This is a genomic window from Martelella sp. AMO21009 (assembly GCF_053484295.1).
The window spans coordinates 22,943-39,180 of sequence record NZ_JBAKFR010000016.1; the positions used below are offsets into that span (position 1 = coordinate 22,943).

A 16,238-nucleotide genomic window follows, 5' to 3' on the forward strand; every position below is an offset into this window, starting at 1 on the left:
TGTGAGTGGTTCAGAAGGCGCCGGCCTGTTTGACGAGGTCGGCCCCTTTTTCCCCGATCATGATTGTGGGTGCGTTGGTATTGCCGCTTGTCAGCACCGGCATGATTGACGAGTCGATGACCCGCAGTTTGTCGATGCCATGCACGCGCAGTTTTGCGTCGACCACCGCGCCTGCGTCATTGCCCATTTTGCAGGTGCCGACAGGGTGGTAATCACAGCAGGCATATTGGCGAATATAGCGCATGATCTCTTCGTCGCTCTGTGCAGCGCCACCGGGCAACCTTTCGTGGGCGATCAAGTCGCGTATCGCGGGCTGCGCGAGGATTTGGCGAATGGTGCGGATCGATTCAATCGCCTTCGCCTTGTCCACCTCATGCCCAAGATAGTTTGGATCAATCAGGGGTTCGTCAAAGGGGTTGGCGCTGCGCAACGTAACCTCGCCGCGTGACTGCGGGCGCAGGAATGTGCTGTTCACGGTGAAGCCGTGACCATCAATCTGGGTCTGACCACCACGGACAACGGTCGCTGGCGCGACGTGGATTTGCAGATCGGGCCGCTCGGCACCTTGGCCTTTGTGGAAACTTGCACCCTCGACGATCACCGAAGCGGCGGGGCCCTTTCGCGTCAAGAGCCAGCGCGTCCCGTGGATCGCCGCCCACGGAAGACGGTCGTGCCCATCATAGCTTGTGCGGGCCTGCATCTGGACGTGCACGTTCGCGTTCAGATGGTCGTGAAGGTTCTGCCCCACGCCTGGCAGGTCGTGAACAGGCTCGATACCAAGCACGCCCAGGCTCTTGGCGTCGCCAATTCCCGACAGCATCAAGAGCCGCGGCGAATTGATTGCCCCGCTCGACAGGATGATCTCGTTTGCTGCTGTGTATACCTTGCGCGTGGTTCCGTCCGCGACCTCGACGCCCGTCGCCGTGCCGCGCTGCGTCAGGATACGGGTCGCACGCTGGCCGGTCAGAACCGTCAGGTTCTTGCGGTGCCGAATTGGGCGCAAGAACGAAACCGAGGTAGAGCGCCGCAAACCATCCCGGCAATTGACTTGATAAAAGCCAGTCCCGTACATCGTTTCGCCGTTGAAATCGTCATTATCCGGCAAGCCGAATTCGCGGTTCGCGGCAACAAAGGCGCGACTGATCGCGTGCGGGGCGATCTGATCCGAAACCCACAGCGGCCCGCCTTTGCCGTGGAATGGCTCGCCAAGGCGCGGGTTGTCTTCGGATTTCTTGAAATACGGCAGGATGTCGTCATAGGCCCAGCCCTCATTCCCGAGCGCGGCCCAGTTGTCGTAGTCCTCTTTTTGACACCGGATATAGATCATCGCGTTGATCGAGCTTGATCCGCCCAGTGTCTTGCCTTGCGGATACCAAACCTCGCGATCATCGAGGTGTTTTTGCGGCTTTGTGTGGAACCGCCAGTTTACGCCCGGCCCGAATAGCTTGCCCAGACCGCCGGGAATGTGAATGAACGGGTTCCAGTCGCGGCTGCCTGCCTCGAGCAACAGCACCCGAACTGAGGGGTTCTCTGTCAGCCGATTTGCCAAAACGCAGCCTGCCGAGCCGGCGCCGATGATAATATAGTCCCAAGCGTCCTCATTCATGGCGGGGTCCCCTATTTGCCGCGAAATATCGGGGTGCGCTTTTCTGCAAAGGCGCGCAGCCCTTCCATGCGGTCTTCCGTCTCGAAAGCTTCAACCGTGAGCCTGTGTTCAAAAGAGAGGCCTTCTGCGAGAGGAAGCTCGAATGCACCCTGCACCGCGCGTTTGGCATAGGGCGTGATTGCCGTAGACATTTGCGCAATCCGTGAGGCGATAGCGCTGGCACGCGGGATCAGTGCGTCGGGTTCCAACACCTCGCTCACCAAGCCTTTGCGCTCAGCCAGCACGCTATCGATCATGTCGCCGGTCAGGATCATTTGCATCGCAAAGGACTTGCCCACCGCGCGGGGCAACCTCTGGGTCCCGCCGTCGCCCGGAAAAGACCCCAGTTTGATTTCAGGGGCCGCGAATTTCGCCGCTTCGGAGGCCAGAATGATATCGCACATCAGTGCCAGTTCGAGCCCACCACCCAAGGCATAACCGTTTACGGCGGCAATCATGGGTTTGGGGAAATGCTGAATCGCAGCCCAACGGGCCAGCCGCTCTGGGTCGGCATAGGATGCAACACCTCGTTCCAGCATATCCGAGGCATCTGCTCCCGCACTGAATGCACGGCCTGCGCCGGTAAGGACAACGCAGCCAACAGCCGGATTGGTAGCGGCCTCGCCCAGTGCCGCCGCCAGTTCTCCCAAAAGTCGCTTTGACAGCGCATTCAACTTATCAGGCCTATTCAGCGTCAGGAGGAGAATCCCCTCGGCTGGCGTTTCTACCAGCAGAATCCCCGCCTGATCTTGTGCGGCTTTGGACATGGGTCCCCTCCTGAAATAGCTTGCTCAGACTGCGTTGCGATAGACGGTTTCGCCGGTAATTCCGGCGAGATCAAGCATATGGCCAATCTTAGCGATCTCATCGGCGGTCGGTTTAATCAGAGGAGGACGCACATGCGCAGCCTTTAGCTTGCCCAAGTGAACAAGAGCCTCTTTCATGCGATTGTGCATGTCGAGCAACGGCGCGTCATAGAATGCACGCACAGTCGGATATATTCGGTCATTGATGGCCCCTGCCTTTTCGAGGTCATTGGACTGCATCGCGCGGAACAAAGCCACTTGCAGATCCGCAATGACGCTGCCAGCGCCGGATAGAATACCCTCGCAACCAAGCGCTAGAGACCCGAGCAGCCATGCGCTGTGCGTGGTTAAGGTTTTGACCGGAGCGTCGAGGGCTTTAAGCTCGCGGATTTGTTGCTCATGTCGATTGCCGTCACCGATCTGATCTTTAACCGCTCGGATCGTCGGATAGGTCTCGCACAAGGACAACAGCGTCGAGAGCGAATAGGCCAAGTTTGACTGTTGCGGAAACTGGAAGAGGATGATCGGCAGATCCGAAGCTTGGGTAATATGGCCAATGTGAGAGTGGATCATTTCGGGCCGCATATCGCCGCCAAGGCTCATGAAATTCGGAGGAAAGACGAGCAGTGCATCCGCCCCCTCAGCCTGCGCGCGGGCGGCGATGCGTCCGGCTTCCAAACTGGAGTCGGTGTGAATGCCCACTGCCATCCCAACCCTGTCTTGCAGCTCTTCCTTGGTGACTGCCATCGCGCGGTACTGCTCGTCGATAGTCAGCGCGTGAACCTCTGCCGCATGGCCATTGATCGCGATTGCGGTGACGCCGTCGACAGAGAGAATGTCCTGCAGGTGTGCCCGGTACGCAGGCTCGTCAATGTTGAAATCGGCATCAAAAGGAAGAAGGCACGCCGGAATGACACCGTGCGGAATATAGGGCTTGCGGGAACTCATATCAGTCTCCTTGCGTGAGATTGTTTGGAAGGAGTGGAATGGGTGCGATGCCGATCAACAAGGACCGGCATCGTGGCTGCACGATTTAAAAGCCGGTGCCGAGCATCTCGTCGATGTTGGCTGCGTCGACTTGCTTGCCAGGCAGGATGACTTCGGCGTCAACGGTCTCGCCGGTCGCAACCTGGTAGGCGATCTGGATGCCTTCGGGTGCGACGTAGGGATAGGTGAAAGTCGCAGCGAGCTTGCCGGCCTTGATCGCCTCAAACGCGGTTTCCTGGCCGTCGATGCCCACAACCTCAACTTCGTCAAGGCGACCGGCTGCCTCCAGTGCTTGGATTGCGCCAAGTGCCATTTCATCATTGTGTGCGTAGACAGCCTGAATTTCACCAGGACCGAAACGCTGAAGCTGGTCCTCCATGAATTTCAGGGCGTTCTCACGAAGATAGTCGGCATGCTGGCTGGCAATGACCGTCAGACCGGAACCGGCAAGCGCCTCTTCGAAACCATCATGGCGATCCACAGTTGCCGATGCGCCCGCGGTGCCCTGGATTTCGATCACGTTGCCAGTCCCGCCAAGCGCGTCGACAAGAAACTGACCGGCTTGAACACCGATTGGCTTGTTCAACGCTCCCACGTGAACGGTCACAGGGACATTCACTTTGCGATCAATCGTGACGACCTTTACACCAGCCTCCATGGCATCCATCACCGCTGGCGTAAGAGCGTCGGATGTCAGCGGGCTGATCATCAGAACGTCAACACCGCGCGCCAGGAGGGTTTCGACATCGGAAACCTGCTTGGCAGAGTCGTTTTGACCATCTGTGACGACCAACTCGACGTTGGGATAGTTCTCTTCGGCAAAGCGTTGGTTGCCCTCGACCATGGCGACGCGCCAGGGATGGTTCATGGTGCCTTGGCTGAACCCGATGACAATTTTGTCCTCAGCCATGGCAACCGACCCCAGCCCTAGGGTCAGAGCCGCGGCGCCGAGCAGGAATTTGCCAAAAGTACGACGTGTTTGCATGATCTCCTCCATTTTAAGCAAACGTTTTCTTGGCTGTTCGCAGAACACTGCGATTTCATCCGACCTGATTGATCACGATGATCCTTTGCGTCTACGCTGCATTTCGTATAGAACAGCGCCGACAATGATCGCACCTTTGACGATCTGTTGAGTGAAGGGCGATACGCCGACAAGGTTCATGATATTGGCGAGCACCGCGAGGATTGCCGCACCGATAATCGTCCCGAAGATGCCACCTTCGCCGCCGAAGAGGCTGGTACCGCCGATAACCGTAATCGCGATTGCTTCCAGCTCAATCCCGGTGCCTGCGGTGGGCTCACCCACGGTCAGTCGCGAGACAAAGATCAGCGCCGTCAGACCGGCCAGCAACCCACTGATGACGTATACGCTGAAGGTGACGAATTTGACGTGTATGCCCGAAAGATGGGCAGCCTCTTCGTTCGATCCGACGGCATAGACCTGACGCCCGTAGGCCGTATAGCGAAGAACAAAGATCGAGATCAGCGCTACGATCAAAAAAATCCACGCCGGCACCGGGATACCCAGCGCATAGCCGCGCCCCAGCCACATGAAATCGGCGGTCCGATCCCCAAGTCCGATGGGCTGGCCATTTGCCGATGTCAGCGCAAGTCCGCGTCCCATCACCATCATGCCAAGCGTCATGATGAACGGGGGCACGCCGCCAAGCGTGATGCCCAGACCGTTAACCGCTCCCAGTCCTGCACCCAAAAGAAGAACCGTGAAAATCGTCAAACCAACGGACATACCGCCGGTTAGAAGCAGTGCCGTAACAACGGCGCAGACCCCGAGGATCGACCCGACCGACAGATCAATGCCTTTGGTCAGAATCACGAAAGTCATGCCCACACTTACGATGCCGAACAGTGCTACCTGGCGCAGCACATTCGTGACATTCGCCGCATTCAAGAAGGCAGGTGAAAGCAGTGCGGCGACGATGCAAAGCGCGACAAGCACCCACAGAAGTCCGGCACCCTTTGGGATCAAGCCGAGGAATGCCGACTTCTTGTCGCGACCCGTTTGTACAGTGATGTTTGTCATTTCTTCCTCCCTCGGGTGGCTCAAAGCGCTGGTGCAACTGTGAGCAGCCTTTCGATCGCGATCGCCACGCCGGCGTTCGCATTGGTTTGTGTGATCCAGTCCGCGGCGTCTTTTACTGCCGGGGTAGCATTTCCCATCGCTATGCCCACGCCGGCCCATTTGATGAGTTCAAGGTCGTTCTCCGAATCCCCAATTGCGGCGACACAAGCGCGCGATATTCCGCGTTCCTCTGCAAGGCACGCGATCGCTGAGCGCTTGGAAACGCCTCTACTGACGACCTCGACCAAGTGGGTGTCAGAGCGAACAAAATCCGCCTGGGCGACAAAACTTGTGCGCACCCCATCGATAAAACTGCCGGTTTCAGGGTCTTCAAGGCACAGCACTTTGTAGATCGGTCCAAGGTCCGGCGCGATACCACCGCGAAACACCGGCGATGTGCCCGTCGCATGGATTTCGCGTTTTACCAGGGGTCCGTCTGCACCTGCGTACCACTGCTCGGGCGTAAACCAGCAAGGGTTCAAACCCGCCCGATCCGCCTCAGTGACAAGCGTAGCGACCAAATCATCTGCCAGCGGAAACCCGCGCTGTACCTCGGAGGTGTTCCGCCCGATAGACCCGATCCACGCTCCATTGAAACACACGGCGGTAGTGGTCAGGTTCAGGCGCGCCATGATCGGTCTCAGTGCCTCTGGAGATCTGGCCGTGGCCGGAATGACGTCTATCTCCGCTGACCGGGCTTTGCCGATTGCGTCGATCACCTCAGGCAAAAGTCGGTGACCGTCCGTCAGGGTCGTCCGGTCGATATCGATGACTATCATCTTGAACTGCGACACGGATCAGCCCTCAGTGATAGGTTGCGTGCTGCATGATGACCTCTTCGCTTGCGTCATCGCACGCGAGCTCGGCCGTAATCTCGCCCTCGCGCATCACAAGTATCCGGTCACACAGCCCGAGGATTTCGGGCAATTCGGACGACACCATCAAGATGCCCATGCCGCGTGTTTGGGTAAACTCGACGAGAAGTTCGTAGATTTCCCGCTTGGCGCCGACGTCAACCCCGCGGGTGGGTTCATCAATCAGCAGGATGTCGCATTCGGCGTTAAGTTGTTTTGCGATAACGCATTTTTGCTGGTTTCCTCCCGAGAGAGTACCAATCCGCGTTGAGACATCCGGCGTCTTGACGCGCAGACGCTTTACGTAGCTATCGATTTCGCTTTTCTCTTTCCCGAGTCTCAAAACCTTGCTTTGGCAAAATTTGTCCAGCTTCGAGATCGTAATATTGAAGCCGACGGATTGGCCAAGAAACAGACCTTCTGTTTTACGATCCTCAGGCGCGAACCCGATTCCAAGCGAAATGGCTTGGCGGGGCGAAGAAATCGTTTTCTCAATACCGTGAATTTCAATGCGTCCGGCATCCAAAGCATCTGCCCCGACTATGGCACGCAGTAGCTCGGACCGTCCGGCTCCGGCCAGACCGCAAACCCCGAGGATTTCGCCCGCCCGCAATGAGAAAGACAGATCCTTGAGGAACTTGCCACGGCGCAACCCCGTCACCTTGAGGACCTCGTCCCCGAATTTCGGTTCACGGGTCGGAAAGAACTCGGTCAGCGGACGGCCAACCATGGATTGGATCAGCAAGGAGGTCGTCCAGTTTTCGATCGCATCAGATTTCATGACCTGTCCATCGCGAAGAACGGTCACGCTTTGGCAAATATCAAAGACTTCCTTCAGCCGATGCGAGATATAGATGAAAGAAACGCCTTCCGCCTGAAGCGAACGGATCGTCACAAAGAGCTTTTCAAGTTCGGCGTCCCCCAGAACAGCTGAGGGTTCGTCAAGTACGATCAGCTTTGCATTCTGAGAGATTGCGCGCGCAATTTCGACCATTTGCCGCTGGGCGACGCTAAGCTTGGCGACCGGTGTATTCGGCTCGATTTCGAAGCCGAGGCGCTTCATGCAGGCCGTTGCATCCTTCTTCAGGCGCGACCAGTCGACCGTGCTAAACCTGGTGCGCGGAAGCCGGTTCATATAGATGTTCTCTGCAACCGTCAGATGGGAGGCTTGGGAAAATTCTTGATAGATCACGGCAATTCCGCGTTCGATCATCTCGGCGGGCGATGAGTGCTCAGTCTGTACACCGTCGAACCAAATGGATCCACCGTCAGCGCGATAAGCACCGGAGAGGATCTTCATCAAGGTTGATTTTCCAGCGCCGTTTTCCCCTACCAGAGCATGGACTTCGCCGCGTCTGACTGTGAATGTCACATTCTGAAGTGCCTTGACCCCGGGAAAGGACTTCTCGATATCCGCCATGCGCAAGATTGCCTCGGCAGGGGCTTCGGATGCCATCGGCTGGCGTTGCCGCAACTGAGTAGAGTTTGACATTTCGTATCCTCCGCTTTGCAGGGTCCCAGGCTTAAAGCCGCGGAATCTGCATTCCTCCGCCGATGTTGTAGATATCACCAGTACTGAATGGAATGTCGCCGCAAGCCAGGGTTGCAACACCGCGCGCAATGTCTTCTGGTTCGCCCCAACGTGCCATGGGGCAGACACGGCCGCTTGAAACGGCCTCGGCATAGGCCTCGCGCACATCTTTGGTCATATCGGTCGCAATCAGTCCGGGACGGATTTCATGCACGCGGACCCCTTCGCCTGCCATGCGCACCGCAAGCTGCTGGTTTGCCATCGACAACCCCGCCTTCGAGATGCAGTACGGCCCTTTTTCGGGTGAAACGAGTTCCGCGTTAGCGGATGTGATGGTAATAATTGACCGCTCTTGAATGGGCTCTTTAGAGGCCAACATCCGACGCGCGACAGCAATGGATAAAAAGAAGGTCCCCTTGAGGTTTATGGAAACCAAGCGATCAAATGAATCTTCTGTCACCTGCAGAAGATCTCCGCGCACTGCCACCTGAATGCCGGCATTGTTTACCAGACAGCCCAGGGGACCATGGGTGCGTTCGATGTCGTCAAGAAGCCTGTCATGTGCACCGACTTGAGAAATGTCGCATTTATGAAAACTGGCAGCTTTTCCCTGTTTAGCGATGGCGTCTATCGCGATTTCTGCATCGCGATCTTCGATGATATCGATAATCGCTACGTCAAAACCGCGTTCGGCCAAAGCCAGGCTGATCGCTCGTCCGATGCCTCTGCGGCCGCCGGTTACAACGGCGGTTCCGCAGATAGCCTTTGGCTTGCTCATCACGTCTGTTTCGGTGGAGGCTTCGTGCAACATCACTATGCACCTTCATGACTGGAAGCAAAATCGCCAGGACAAACCACCGCGCACGCGTCAATGAGCCGCTCTACCTCCTCTTGAGTGTAGCCGAGCTCGCTCAAAATGGGGCGCGTGTGCTCGCCAATTTCGAGCGCAATCGTATGAACCTCAGGCACCTGCCCGTCGTACCGGTTGGGATGGTTCAGTAGGCGAACAGGCTTGCCACGTACATCGACCTCGCGAAATACGTTGCAATGTTGGAGCTGTGGGTCATTCGGCAAATCATCGTAATAATTGACGGGCGACCACCAGATGCCCTTGGCATCGAGACGCTTGGCAATCTCAGCCTTGTCGAAACGCTCGGTTGCCGCGCCAAGCGCGCGCGCATAATCGTCACGCCGCGCATAGCGATCGCATCCGATCAAACCGCGCAGCTCGTCGCTGTCTACGGCCTCCGCCAGCGTGGCGTCATCGCACAGCGAGATGATAATGTGTCCATCTTTGACGGGGTAGATGCCATAGGGAGCCGCGTGGAACCACGTTGCAAGGTTCTTTTCGCGGTTCAGCACCTCTCGACTCTTCTCGCCGGCAAAGTAATTCACAAGGGCTTCGCCCTGCAAATCCAGGCCCGAGTTAATAAGGCTGGCCTCGACCCGTGTTCCAACGCCATCCCGCATCCTGCGGATGATTGCGCCAAGAATGCCCATGGCCAGCAGCGCACCACCATGTTGGTCGACAATTGCCGCACCGACCGGCGTGGGGCCCGATTGTGGGTTGCCCGTTGCGCTGATCAAGCCAGAGCGGGCTTGCATGAGAATATCTTGACCCGGCATTTGCGCCATCGGACCGCTGGACCCAAAACCGCTTGCAGAGGCGAAAATCAGTTTCGGGTTGATTTCCTTGAGAGCGGAGTCGTCAAACCCGAGACGCGCAAACACACCCGGACGAAAGTTTTCCATTACAACGTCGGCGTCCGCGATGAGCCGCCGGGCTATGTCTTTGCCCTCTTGCGACTTCAGGTCGATCGCGATCGAACGCTTGTTGCGGTTGGCGCACAGATAAAAGCCACTGACGCCTTCGATGTAGACATCGGCGCCTGACCAATGGCGCTCATGCGCGCCGCCGATCGGCTCGACCTTGATGACATCGGCGCCCATGTCCGCAAGGTATTGAGCCGCAGCAGGCCCCTGCAAGAAGTGGCAAAAGCTCACGACTTTGATGTCTTTAAGCAGCATTGGGTCTCCTCCGTTTTCAAGAAAACGTTTTCTCAGACCTTCTATTTTCTGTCAATAGGAATTTTAGAAGCTCACGAAAACGCTGGTTTTCGCCGATAAATTCTAGTAATCGTTTTCTCAGTCACCAAGCTAGGAGACCTGAAACGTGCGGGAAAAACAGAATCAAGCCGCCCCTAAGCTCGTTGACGTCGCGCGTCTGGCAGAGTGCTCGATATCAACCGTTTCGCGCGTTCTTAATGATAACCCAAAGGTTGGTAAGAACGAGCGCGAACGCGTGCTAAAGGCGGTGGCGCATCTTGGATATGTCCCGAACGGCTCGGCACGAGCTTTACGCTCTTCCAAGACCAGACTTGTAGGCGCCATTATTCCAACGCTCGACCATGCAATCTATGCGGTCATGGTGAACGGACTAGAGGCCCGCCTGTCCGAAGCTGGGGTATCACTGATCATTAACACATCGGACTACGACGCCGAGAAGGAATTGAGGCAAGCACGTCTCCTTATCGAAAGGGGGGTCGAGTCGATAGTGCTGGTTGGGGCGCATCACAGTCCAAAGTTGACAGCGCTGCTCGACCGGGCGGGCGTCGGTTATGTCTATACCTACACAATCAATGCAAAAGACGAAGGTGCAGCAATTGGTTTTGACAACAAAAAAGGCGGTGCTGTTGGTGCTCGTTTTTTGCATGACCTTGGACACGTAAATGTCGCGATGATCGCGGGTGTCACCAAGGGCAACGACCGGGCAAAAGAGCGCATCGAAGGATTCCTCGCAGAGCTTGGACGACTTGGGCACGACACGACCAACGTTGCCATCGTAGAAGCACAGTACAAGCTTGAAAGTGGGCGGCATGCGATGAGCCAGTTGATGAAAATGCCGCATCGCCCGACTGCGGTTTTCTGTGGCAGCGACATTCTTGCGGCCGGCGCTCTGAAGTATTGCCGCGCAAACGACATTAAGATTCCCGAAGATGTTTCGGTGATGGGCTTTGACAATCTCGATATTGCCGAACTCACCACCCCAGAACTGACCACTTTAGAAGTTCCGGCGCGAGCTATGGGCATCTTTGCTGCGGAATATGCTTTGTTTAAATCAATAAAAACATCTCATGAACTTAGTCGTGAACTTGATCTACGGTTAATAGTCAGAGGAAGTACTGGCCCCGCCTCCCCCCAAAACGGCTTGACTGGAGCTTTCACGCGGAATTCAACGCTAAGCTCCACTGAAGGCTGAACCATAACAATGACTAACGTCTTCACCGATACAATAAGATTCGCTTTGGGAGCCTGTCCCAGCATTCACGTTGCTTGTCGATTTGTGTCATCAGGTTGAAATGCATCGTGGTTGAGAATGTTGAGAATCGAGACAGAGGCACGGCATTTGCAACGACGACACGTCCAAAGAGTTCGTTTGAATAGACTCTGAGGACTGCGAAGCAGCTGGGATCGGCTTCTCAGGGGTCTTCGTCCGCCTTTGCCGGCGATATCCAGATAATCGATTCGGCCTGTGTCCGCGTGCATCAATATTGTGCCACCAGAAAAAGGGATGCCAATCGAAGCCTGGGGTGTGCCAGGGGGACCTGACAACGAGGATTCACGCCCTCGTTGATGCCGACGGACTGGTTATTGATCTGCGTTTGTCCGAGGGACAAACTGCTGACTGTCGCTAGAAGGCACCTGCGATAATCGCGCCAACATACGCCGCGATGAACTGGAATCACGCGACCTGAACGCCCTACGCACTCGCCTCGTCGATCCCGCGATTGATCTGACCGATCTCGCGCTCCGGAGCATCCATTTGCCGTTTCAGCTCCGACAGGCGGCCCCGTTGTGCTCCGGCATATCGCCGATCTCTATCATCTTGGCATCGAGCTTTTCCAGCATGTCCCGGAAAATCTCCGCATATTCCGGGTCGCCGGCGCGATTGTGCAATTCGAAGGGATCTGCGTCGCAGTCGAACAGTTCCCATTCGGACGGTTCATCACCGGCGGTCGCCCCGATCTGGTCGAGCGGCTCGTTGTACCAGTAGATCAGTTTGTAGCGATCGGTGCGGATACCGTAATGGGCAAACGCATTGTGAATGACATCCTTGTGCATCCAGTAGCGGTGATAGGCGACATCCTGCCAGTCCTCGCCTGCCCGGCCTTCGAACACCGGTCGCATGCTCGTTCCCTGCATGTAGGAGGGGACCGGTACGCCGGCGTAGTCGAGAAAGGTCGGCGCGAAATCGACGTTCATGGCGATCTTCCCGGAAATGCCGCCCGGTTCGATCTCGTCGGGATAGCGCACCAGAAACGGCATCTGCAGCGATTCCTCGTACATGAAGCGCTTGTCGAACCAGCCGTGCTCACCCAGGAAAAAGCCCTGATCGGAGGTGTAGATCACGATCGTGTTTTCGGCGAGCCCTTCTTCATCCAGATAATCGAGGAGACGGCCGACATTGTCGTCGATCGACTGCACCGTTCTCAGATACCGCTTCATGTAGCGCTGATACTTGAATTCGGCGAGTTTTTGCGGATCGGTAAAGGTGAAGTTTTCGCCGGTCTTCACATCGATCAGCGTCAGGCTTTCTCCCTCCGTCAGTTCCGGCACCTTGCGCATGTGCACATTCGGATGCTCGAACAGCAACGCGCCAACCTCCGAGCCGCCTTCGGGCTGCACAAGGCCGAGATCCTCATAGGTCATGTCCGAGCGCACCCGCATCTTCGCCTCTCTGGCCGCCGCCGCGCGGTTGGCGTAATCATCGGTGAAGCTGTCGGGCAGCGGCAGGTCTTCCTCAAACATGTCCTCGTGCTTGTGATCGCAGACGAAATGCCGGTGCGGCGCCTTGTGGTGGCACATCAGGAAGAACGGCCGCTCCCTATCGCGGGCCTTGATGAAATCGATGCTCATATCGGTGGTGATGTCGGTGACGTAACCCGGATGCACCTTCGGGCCACCGCGATCGATGAAGACCGGATCGTAATAGACGCCCTGCCCCGGTATCACCGCCCATTGATCGAAACCGGTCGGCTCGTGCGCCTTTCCCTCACCGAGATGCCACTTGCCGAAGATCGCCGTCTGGTAACCGGACTGTTGCAGGTGTCTGGCGACGTTCGGCAACCGGTTGTCGATATGGGTATCGAGCGTCGTCACCAGGTTCACGTGATTATAGGTGCCGGTCAGGATCGCGGCGCGGCTCGGCGTGCAGATAGAATTGGTGACATAGCAACGGTCGAGCCGCATGCCCTCATCGGCCAGCCGATCGAGATTGGGCGTATTGTTGAGCCCGCCGCCATAGGCCGAGATCGCACGGGCGGCATGATCGTCAGACATGATGAAGATGATATTGGGTCGCATGGAACTGCCCCTCTATGTCAGTTTTGGTCCGCGGCGAGCGCGATGCCGGCAAGCGACCGTCCCTCGCTGTCGAAGAAATGGGTGCGTCCCGACAATGCGATGCCGGTTTCGATACCGATCGGCGTGTTGGTGCCGCCGGGCACCCGCACCACCAGTTCCTGGCCCCATTCGGTGGCGACATAAACGAACTCGCTGTCGCCGAGACGTTCCACCACGCTGACCGTGCCGGTGAAATGGCCGCTGTCCGGCTCCGTGAGCGTCATTTGGTCAGCGCGCAGGCCAAGAACAGCAGTTTGCTCGGCTCCCGCGCCGGCAAGCGTGATGGCGCTTTTGTCCCTGAAACGGAATGTCAGGTTTTCCCCGCCTTCGAGATCGAGAAAGTTCATCTTCGGCGATCCGATGAAACCGGCAACGAAGAGATTTGCCGGATTCTCGTAAAGCTCCATCGGCGCGCCGATCTGTTCGACCCGGCCCTTTCGCAAAACCACGATCTTGTCCGCCAGCGTCATTGCCTCGACCTGGTCGTGAGTTACATAGATCATCGTGGAGCCGGCCAGTTGCTGATGCAGCTTGGCCAGTTCGAGACGGGTCGCGACCCTGAGCTCGGCGTCGAGGTTCGACAGTGGCTCGTCGAACAGAAAGACCTGCGGATGACGCACGATGGCCCGGCCGATGGCAACGCGCTGGCGCTGACCGCCGGAAAGCTGTTTCGGCTTGCGGTCCAGAAGGTCCTCGATCTGCAGGATCTTCGCCGCCTCGCTGACGCGTCTTGCCACTTCGGCTTTCGGCGTACCGTTCATCCGCAGTCCGAAGCCCATATTCTGGTCGACCGTCATGTGCGGATAAAGCGCATAGGTCTGAAATACCATGGCGACGCCGCGGTTTGACGGATCGACATCGTTGACGCGCTGACCGTGGATCTCAAGGTCGCCACCGCTGATCTCCTCGAGCCCGGCGATCATCCTGAGAAGCGTCGACTTGCCGCAGCCTGACGGGCCGACGAAGACAATGAATTCACCTTTTTCGATTTCGATGTCGACGCCGTGGACAACTTCGAGACCGCCATAGGATTTCTTGATGTTCTTGAGACTGACGCCAGTCATGTCTGGTCTCTCCCAAATAGCTCGGCAATCATCCCTTCACCGCCCCGGCAAGGCCGTCGATGAAGTAACGCTGCAGGAACAAAAACAGGATCACCACCGGAAGGATGGAGATTGTGGAAGCGGCGGTCATGCCGCCCCAATCTATGAAGTTCTCGCCGCGAAAGGCGTAGACGCCGACCGAGAGCGTCCGGATCGCAGGATTGGCGAGCGTCACGACCAGTGGCAGCAGGAAATCGTTCCAGGCGTAGAGCGTCTGCATCACCACGACCGTGACAACGATCGGGCGGGCAAGCGGCAGCATGACGTACCAGAATGTCTTGATGAAGCTGACGCCGTCCATCTTGGCGGCTTCTTCGAGTTCGTTCGGTATCTGACTGAAATAGCCGGCAAACAGGAGGACGAAGATGACGAAGGATCCGCCGCAGGTGGCCAGCATCACGCCCCATAGCGACTGGCCGAGCCCGATGCGGGTCAAAAGGTCGAAGATCGGGATGATGGTATAGCCCTGCGGCACGAAGATCGTGAACGCGATCAGCGCGAAGATCAGCCCGCGCCCGACGAACCGCCGGCGCCCCAGCACATAGCCCATCATCGACGAAGCAATGGTGACCAGAATGACCGAGCCAACCGTCACGAACACGGTGTTGAAGAAATAGGAGCCGATATTGGCCTCTTTCCAGGCGCGAACATAATTTTCGAACGTCGGCTGTCCGGGAATCAGCCCTTCATTGGCAAAGATCGCTGCGTTGTCCTTCAGCGACGCCGAGACCATCCACAACAGCGGATAAATCCAGACGACGCAAACCGCTGCCAGCACGACGGAGACCAGAACGCGGCGCATGCGCGGCGACAGCGCCGGCTGCCGGATAGCAACAGGGGCATCATGCGGCATTTGGCTTCTCCCTGTTGCGCAGGTGGCGAACCGCCAGCACCTGAAGAATGGTCAGCGACATGATCGCCAGTCCGAAGAACACGCCCGCCGCACTGGCATAACCGAGACGCGGTATGGCGCCTGCGGTGGCAAAGGCGTAGCGGAAGATATAGACCTCCATCACTTCCGAGGCGAAATAAGGTCCGCCCTGGGTCATCGACATGATCAACGGAAACACGTTGAGCGCGCTGATGGCCGAGATCAGCGCGATGACGATGGCAAAGGGCATGATCATCGGCATGATGACATATAACGTGACCTGCCAGCCCTTCACGCCGTCGAGCTTGCAGGCTTCGTAGAGTTCGGCGGGAACCGTCTGCAAGGCGGCTAGCCAGTAGACCATGGTGACGCCAACCCATTTCCAGACATAGATCGCCGCCAGCGTCCATAGGACCAGGTCCGGATCACCGAGAAAATCCAGCGGCCGCGACAGCAGACCGATATCCAGGATAGCCATGTTGATCGGCCCGTTGAACGGTGACAGCATGATCGTCATAACGATGCCGATGACGGCGACCGGCGTCACCACCGGCAGAAAGATCATCGTGCGAAAAAGGGCAGAGAGCTTCAGAAGCTTGTTGTTCAGGATGATCGCGATGATCAGCGAAATGATCATCTGCGCGGGAACGGTGCTGAGCGTGAACAGGAACGAGCGCCCGAAGGCGTTCCAGAAGAACGGATCGCGAAGCAGTTCGACATAGTTCGCGAGCCCGATGAATTTGGCATTGGCATCGAAGCCGGACCAGTTCAGCAGCGAGAAATATTCCGCCGCAAAAATCGGGTAGAGAATGAAGGCGCCGAAGATGAGCATGCCGGGAACGAGGAACAGATAGTCGACGCGGCTGTTCCAGATCCGTGCGCCCAGACGGCGCGTCAGACTGGATGACACGGTGAAATCGGACATGGGATAGTTTTCCTGACTGCGGACCCGCCG

The 16,238-nt window shown here is 57.3% G+C and carries 14 protein-coding genes; 1 reads left to right on the plus strand and 13 read right to left on the minus strand.

Features of this window, described 5'->3' with window-relative positions; all coding sequences use genetic code 11:
- Positions 1-10: 10 nt before the first annotated feature.
- From V6766_RS16485 to V6766_RS16525, 9 genes are all read right to left on the minus strand, one after another.
- A complete protein-coding gene (locus V6766_RS16485; RefSeq protein ID WP_448468278.1) occupies positions 11-1,606 on the minus strand; it encodes a GMC family oxidoreductase in 1,596 nt (531 codons plus the stop codon).
- 11 nt (positions 1,607-1,617) lie between these two features.
- The gene (locus tag V6766_RS16490; protein ID WP_448468280.1) at positions 1,618-2,412 is read right to left on the minus strand and encodes an enoyl-CoA hydratase-related protein; all 795 of its coding nucleotides are present in this window, start codon (positions 2,410-2,412) and stop codon (positions 1,618-1,620) included.
- Between the two features lie 24 nt (positions 2,413-2,436).
- Complete coding sequence (locus V6766_RS16495) at positions 2,437-3,399, minus strand: dihydrodipicolinate synthase family protein (RefSeq protein ID WP_448468282.1); 963 nt, start codon at positions 3,397-3,399, stop codon at positions 2,437-2,439.
- Positions 3,400-3,484: 85 nt separating this feature from the next.
- A complete protein-coding gene (locus V6766_RS16500) occupies positions 3,485-4,423 on the minus strand; it encodes a substrate-binding domain-containing protein (protein ID WP_448468284.1) in 939 nt (312 codons plus the stop codon).
- A 72-nt stretch (positions 4,424-4,495) separates the two neighbouring features.
- Positions 4,496-5,482 (minus strand): ABC transporter permease, encoded by a 987-nt coding sequence (locus V6766_RS16505; RefSeq protein WP_448468286.1) that lies wholly within the window; start codon positions 5,480-5,482, stop codon positions 4,496-4,498.
- Between the two features lie 20 nt (positions 5,483-5,502).
- Entirely contained in the window at positions 5,503-6,315 is an 813-nt protein-coding gene (locus tag V6766_RS16510) for a Cof-type HAD-IIB family hydrolase (RefSeq protein ID WP_448468288.1), read from the minus strand.
- A gap of 10 nt (positions 6,316-6,325) precedes the next feature.
- A complete protein-coding gene (locus tag V6766_RS16515) occupies positions 6,326-7,867 on the minus strand; it encodes a sugar ABC transporter ATP-binding protein (RefSeq protein ID WP_448468290.1) in 1,542 nt (513 codons plus the stop codon).
- Between the two features lie 31 nt (positions 7,868-7,898).
- On the minus strand, positions 7,899-8,717 hold the full coding sequence (locus V6766_RS16520) for a 3-ketoacyl-ACP reductase (protein ID WP_448468292.1): 819 nt from the start codon (positions 8,715-8,717) through the stop codon (positions 7,899-7,901).
- A 2-nt stretch (positions 8,718-8,719) separates the two neighbouring features.
- Complete coding sequence (locus V6766_RS16525; protein ID WP_448468294.1) at positions 8,720-9,934, minus strand: CaiB/BaiF CoA transferase family protein; 1,215 nt, start codon at positions 9,932-9,934, stop codon at positions 8,720-8,722.
- A 145-nt stretch (positions 9,935-10,079) separates the two neighbouring features.
- On the opposite strand from V6766_RS16525, the gene V6766_RS16530 reads away from it, so the two are divergent.
- A complete protein-coding gene (locus tag V6766_RS16530) occupies positions 10,080-11,165 on the plus strand; it encodes a LacI family DNA-binding transcriptional regulator (protein ID WP_448468296.1) in 1,086 nt (361 codons plus the stop codon).
- A gap of 572 nt (positions 11,166-11,737) precedes the next feature.
- On the opposite strand, the gene V6766_RS16535 is transcribed toward V6766_RS16530, so the two are convergent.
- The 4 genes from V6766_RS16535 to V6766_RS16550 are packed head-to-tail and all read right to left on the minus strand — an operon-like array spanning position 11,738 to position 16,208.
- The gene (locus V6766_RS16535; RefSeq protein WP_448468298.1) at positions 11,738-13,270 is read right to left on the minus strand and encodes a sulfatase family protein; all 1,533 of its coding nucleotides are present in this window, start codon (positions 13,268-13,270) and stop codon (positions 11,738-11,740) included.
- 17 nt (positions 13,271-13,287) lie between these two features.
- Positions 13,288-14,373 carry an ABC transporter ATP-binding protein gene (locus V6766_RS16540; RefSeq protein ID WP_448468300.1) on the minus strand — a complete coding sequence of 362 codons (1,086 nt, stop codon included), beginning with the start codon at positions 14,371-14,373 and terminating at the stop codon, positions 13,288-13,290.
- Between the two features lie 28 nt (positions 14,374-14,401).
- A complete protein-coding gene (locus tag V6766_RS16545; protein ID WP_448468302.1) occupies positions 14,402-15,265 on the minus strand; it encodes a carbohydrate ABC transporter permease in 864 nt (287 codons plus the stop codon).
- Positions 15,255-16,208, minus strand: coding sequence for a carbohydrate ABC transporter permease (locus tag V6766_RS16550; protein ID WP_448468304.1), 954 nt, complete (start codon positions 16,206-16,208; stop codon positions 15,255-15,257). The genes V6766_RS16545 and V6766_RS16550 overlap by 11 nt, the downstream gene beginning before the upstream one ends.
- Positions 16,209-16,238: the final 30 nt, after the last annotated feature.